Here is a 4,885-nt window from a genome sequence, read left to right on the forward strand (position 1 = left end):
GGTGCTTTCCGTCGGCCCGCTGCCGGAGAGCGGCCTGCACGGCACCACCCTTATGGCCCCCGACCTGCGGGGCGGTGCCGCACTGGTCCTTGCCGCCCTTGCGGCAGGAGGAAAGAGCTGGGTGGAGGACACCCGTCATATCGACCGGGGTTACGCGGGCCTGACGGAGACGCTGGCCGCGCTCGGGGCACGAATTGGGAGAGAAATGACCCCTGCTCCGGGCTGTGTGAAAAAAATACCAGCTAAAAACCAGAATAGACTTGCATTCGGGGCAAAAAGATGATACGATACTGTTATATAGTAGCTTCAGTATGCGTATAATCCTGCGCGCGCAGGCGCGGGTCACGATAAAATCCGATGGAGGACAATGATATGGCACTCATGCTCGACGAAGAAATGGACGAAAACGTAACGACGATAAAGGTCATCGGCGTGGGCGGCGGCGGCGGCAACGCCGTCAACCGCATGGTCAGCGACGGCCTGCAGGGCGTCGAGTTCATCGCAATGAACACCGACCAGCAGGCTCTCTCCAAGAACCATGCTGCAACGAAAGTACAGCTCGGCTCCAAGCTCACCAAGGGCCGCGGCGCAGGTGCCGACCCTGAGATCGGCCAGCGCGCCGCCGAGGAGAGCAAGGACGAGATCGCAAACGCCCTGAAGGGCTCTCAGATGGTCTTCATCACCGCCGGTATGGGCGGCGGCACCGGCACCGGCGCAGCCCCCGTAGTGGCCGAGGTGGCACACGATCTGGGCATCCTGACTGTGGGCATTGTCACCAAGCCCTTCTCCTTTGAGGGCAAGCGGAAGATGGGGCTGGCCGAGCAGGGCATCGCCAACCTGCTGATGCACGTGGACAGCCTCATCGTCATCCCCAACGAGCGCCTGAAGATGATCAGTCAGGAGAAGATCACCCTGATGAACGCCTTCCAGGCAGCCGACAATGTGCTGCGTCAGGGCGTCGAGTCCATCTCCGCCCTCATCAACGTGCCGGCTTTCATCAACCTCGACTTCGCCGACGTGCGCTCCATCATGAAGGATGCCGGTTACGCCCATATGGGCGTCGGCAGTGCCAAGGGCGCAGGGAAGGCTGAGAACGCCGCCAAGGCTGCTATCTCCTCCCCGCTGCTGGAGACCAGCATCGCCGGCGCACACGGCGTCATCATCAACATCACCTCCAGCCCCGACATCGGCCTGGAGGACGTGGAGACCGCTGCAGGCCTCATCACCCAGAGCGCTCACCCTGATGCCAACATCATCTGGGGTACTGCTTTCGATGAGAACCTGTCGGACGAAATGCGGGTCACGGTCGTGGCCACCGGCTTCGACAATAAGGCCGCGGACGGCCTGCGCAGCACCCTCGGCACTTCTGCCGCCGGTGCCGCAGCACCCGGCGTCACCGCTTCCGCCCCCAGCGCAGTCTTCAGCGCCGAGGTCAACACCCCCTCTGCCGCTTCCGGCACCGCTGCCGCCAAGCCCGTGGAGGAGGAGAGCAGCGACACCAGCTATTATGACGACCTGCTGGCGATCCTGAACAAGCGGAGATAAACACAAGGAGGCCCCGACCGTGGAGCAGCAGGAGACCAAGCTGCCGTTGGAATGGCTGAGCAGCCGCCGGACCCCGGAGCTGCATCGGCTCGAGGCGCTCTGCCGGGAGACTGCCCGGGAGGAGCGCTGCGCCCAGCGCAGACTGCAGGAGGTGGAAGAAGCCATGGCACCCGAACCGGAGCGGTCATGCCCTGCCCCTGCGCCCGAGGCGGCGGAACGGGCCAAGCTTGAGCAGCTGAGCCGTCAGCTCAACGCTGCCAACGCCGAGCTGCGCCGCTATGAGACGCGGATGTTCGCCTACGAGCGCACCATTCTGGCTCTGCGGAAGGAGAATGCCGACCTGAGCGCCCGGTGCGATGTGCTGCACGCCGAGGTGGAGAAGCTGACTGCGGAGGCTCTCAAGCCCCTGCCGGAGCTGCCCCCTCTGCCCACCATCTCCTTCCCCGGGGACGAAAAGAAGGACGCGGAGCAGCCCCCGGAGGCCGCTGTGTCTGTCCCTGCGCCTCCGGCTGCCCCGGCCCGGCCCAAGACCCGCCTCGAACATCTCGGCGATGAGGTGCTGGCTCAGCTGGCGAGGCTGATGCCGTAGCCCTCTCAGGCGCTACGCGCCAGCTCTCCCAGAGGGAGAGCCACTGGCGTGCCGGTAAAGCCCACGCTGGACGAGCAAAGTTTATCTGTATCAAAAACAATAGTGCCCTGCTACAGAGGGCAGCAACTTCGGGACAATATCCCTTGTCAAGCTGCTGTGAATCTCTGTAGCAGGGCACTATCTTTTGCGTTATATTGGACTTCAAGCGTCCAGCTGAAAGTTGCCCGGCTTGCCAATGGCTCCCCCTTTGGGGGAGCTGTCACCGAAGGTGACTGAGAGGGCTACCGAGTCTCCATCAGATACGTCGCCTCAAGGTCGGAGATATGCAGCTTGACGGCCAGAGGGTACTTCTCGAAAGCCCCCGACATGGCAAAGCTGCCGCCCCGGACGGCGTCGTCGAAGCCGCCCATATGCCAGCGGATGGCCACGGCCTCCTCGACCTTGAGCTTCATGAACCGCTCGATGAGAAAGACGCTCTTCTCGCCATGGCCGTAGGGGAACATATCCTCCACGCTGTAGGAGGGCACCTTCTCCCACTTGCCGGTCTCGTCGTTCTTCACGTTGCGGGTGCCTTTTTTGTAGAAGTTGGCCTTGCACAGGTCGTGGAGCAGGGCGACGATGGCGTAAGTCTCCTCCGTGTCGGTGTCCGGCTCGAAAAAGCTGCTCCGCAGCACCCGGTAGACATTGAGGCTGTGGGCGCACAGCCCCCCGTCATAGGCCCCATGAAAGCGGGTGGAGGCCGGTGCGGTGAAGAAATCGGTCTTGGTGTCCAGCCAGTCCAGCAGCTTTTCACTGCCGGGGCGGGTGACGTACCGGTGGAAAATGTCCAGAAACTCCTCGCGCTCCGTCATCTTACAGCTCCATATCCTCGAGGATGCCCTTGAGGATGGCCAGCTCGTCGTGGCTCAGGGAGATGCCCTTGCCCATGCGGGTGCCGTCCGGGGACCAGTCGCGGATGTCATATTTGGGGTCGCCGTCGTTCCAGCTGATGAGGTTCAGCTGACGCTCCCAGCCCCGGGGACGCTCGCCGAGGACGGCGATGCGCTCTACGATCTCATATTTGATCTCTGCCATAATAGATTACCTGCCTTTGCTTTGTTTGCTACCATAATAAAAGAACTGCGCAAAGATTTCAACAGGTAATTGGAAAATATTTTCTGAATTTTAGTCCCGTTTCAACCGTAAGGCGCTTCTTCGCGCCACTCTACCAGCTGTAAAACGCCGCTCTCGTCTTTGTCGGGCGCCGGCTGGCGGCTCTTCGTGTGCTGCTCTGCACCGAAGAGCCCGTCTCCGTACTGTGCCATCACGCCCGGCGACCGCCCGGCCAGATACTCGGCGGCGTTCTTCTGCCGACAGGCGACAGGGGTGCCGTTCGTCATCGGGACGCCGGGCTGCTCGCTCTCGGGAGGCAGCTGCACGTCGGGGTCATCCGGCTGTGACGGCGGCTGCTGGGAGCCGCAACCCGGTTTGGGCGGCTCTGTGCTCGGCGGCTGTCCGAGGGCCGGACTGACCCGGCTGCCCGCCGCCTCCGGCGGACTGCTGGGGCCGGGTGCGTCCTCAAGCTGGCGGCGGATGAAGGGTGTGAGAGATTGCATAAAAAACACCTCCGTACTTAGGGTGTGCGGAGGCGTGGGAGAATATGCGCTGGGCCGCTGCCCAGACTCCTTTTTACATCACGCCGTCGGGAACAGCTTCTCCCATGTGGCCTTGCCCACCGTGCCGTCGGCGGCGAGGCCATGGCGGGCCTGATAGCGCTTGACGGCGGCAACAGTACCTGTGCCGAACTTGCCGTCGGTGGTCAGGCGCTCGCCCTCGGCGTTGAGCTTCTGCTGCACCAGACGGACGCAGCCGCCTGTGCTGCCGCTGCGCAGCACGATGCCGGGGTAGGGGACGGTCAGGCCGTGCTTGGCCGTGTAGCGGGCGTAGAGGACGTTCCATGTGTTCGCGCCCACCTTGCCGTCCTCTGCCAGACCGTACCGCAGCTGGAACTCCCGGACGGCCTTTTCGGCCTTTGCACCGAAGTGGCCGTCCACGGTGAGGGCTGCGTACCATGTGCAGCTGTCCCGGATGCCGTTGAGCCACGTCTGCACGAGGGCCACGTCGGGGCCGGAGCTGCCGCGCTGGATGAGTGAGTAGTAAGCAGGGATCGCCATAGTGTTGTCACACTCCTTCCGCGCCTATCCTATGCGGCGTCGGGGCAGAGCGTTCCCCCGGCCAGCACTGCATCCTCCCGGGGGGCGGTGACTTCGCTCCACCACTCCACCAGCCGGAACCGCACGAGGTACTCCCCGCAGACGAGGTCGTTTTCTTCGGGCCGTGCATACCCGCCGCAGGCCGACCGGCAGAGGCCCGGGTAGAGCACACACCACCAGTTGCGGCCCGGCCGGTGGGTCCCGATGTCCAGCCGCACTGCATCGTACCGTCCGGCGGGCAGGGCCGCTCCTGCGTAGCGCCGGGTGGGGAAATACATATTGACGAGGCAGGCGTGCACCGGTGCGTGGGTGCCCCGCGCTGCCAGCACCTCCCGGGCTGTCAGCTCGAGTCGGACGAGATTTGACGCCGCCCAGACCTTGGCGTCGGCCTTGCCGTCCGCTGGGCAGCTCTCGTCGGCGAGGGCCAGCACGGCATCCCGGACGGCCAGCTTCGCGCTCTGGTCCCGCACTGCGTTGGTGTCGGCCCGGATGTGGAGCCGCAGGATGTCGGCAGCGAGGGCGTCGGCGGCGTCCAGCTGCCCCTTCGCCCAGCCCGCCC

7 protein-coding genes and 1 pseudogene are annotated in these 4,885 nt (G+C 64.1%); 3 read left to right on the forward strand and 5 right to left on the reverse strand.

Going from position 1 to position 4,885, the window contains the following annotated elements:
* From ACT8X9_RS12760 to ACT8X9_RS12770, 3 genes and pseudogenes are all read left to right on the forward strand, one after another.
* Positions 1 to 283, forward strand: a pseudogene (locus ACT8X9_RS12760) (UDP-N-acetylglucosamine 1-carboxyvinyltransferase); the annotation flags it as partial.
* Positions 284 to 372: 89 nt separating this feature from the next.
* On the forward strand, positions 373 to 1,545 hold the full coding sequence (gene ftsZ / locus ACT8X9_RS12765) for a cell division protein FtsZ (protein ID WP_412589582.1): 1,173 nt from the start codon (positions 373 to 375) through the stop codon (positions 1,543 to 1,545).
* A 19-nt stretch (positions 1,546 to 1,564) separates the two neighbouring features.
* Positions 1,565 to 2,134, forward strand: a complete 570-nt coding sequence (locus tag ACT8X9_RS12770) for a hypothetical protein (protein WP_444269241.1) — start codon at positions 1,565 to 1,567, stop codon at positions 2,132 to 2,134.
* Between the two features lie 281 nt (positions 2,135 to 2,415).
* On the opposite strand, the gene ACT8X9_RS12775 is transcribed toward ACT8X9_RS12770, so the two are convergent.
* The 5 genes from ACT8X9_RS12775 to ACT8X9_RS12795 form a co-directional block, all read right to left on the reverse strand.
* Positions 2,416 to 2,985 carry an HD domain-containing protein gene (locus tag ACT8X9_RS12775; protein ID WP_444269242.1) on the reverse strand — a complete coding sequence of 190 codons (570 nt, stop codon included), beginning with the start codon at positions 2,983 to 2,985 and terminating at the stop codon, positions 2,416 to 2,418.
* A gap of 1 nt (position 2,986) precedes the next feature.
* Positions 2,987 to 3,208, reverse strand: coding sequence for a YdbC family protein (locus tag ACT8X9_RS12780; RefSeq protein ID WP_227619886.1), 222 nt, complete (start codon positions 3,206 to 3,208; stop codon positions 2,987 to 2,989).
* Positions 3,209 to 3,309: 101 nt separating this feature from the next.
* Positions 3,310 to 3,729: a hypothetical protein gene (locus ACT8X9_RS12785; RefSeq protein ID WP_444269243.1), complete on the reverse strand. Its 420-nt coding sequence runs from the start codon at positions 3,727 to 3,729 to the stop codon at positions 3,310 to 3,312.
* Positions 3,730 to 3,807: 78 nt separating this feature from the next.
* On the reverse strand, positions 3,808 to 4,287 hold the full coding sequence (locus ACT8X9_RS12790; RefSeq protein WP_444269244.1) for a peptidoglycan-binding domain-containing protein: 480 nt from the start codon (positions 4,285 to 4,287) through the stop codon (positions 3,808 to 3,810).
* 29 nt (positions 4,288 to 4,316) lie between these two features.
* On the reverse strand, positions 4,317 to 4,885 hold a 569-nt coding region (locus ACT8X9_RS12795; protein ID WP_444269245.1), incomplete at its 5' end, for a stage II sporulation protein R.

Origin of the sequence: Faecalibacterium sp. (assembly GCF_052358865.1) — a bacterium.
In the GTDB taxonomy this organism is placed as follows: Bacteria; Bacillota; Clostridia; order Oscillospirales; family Ruminococcaceae; genus Faecalibacterium; species Faecalibacterium butyricigenerans.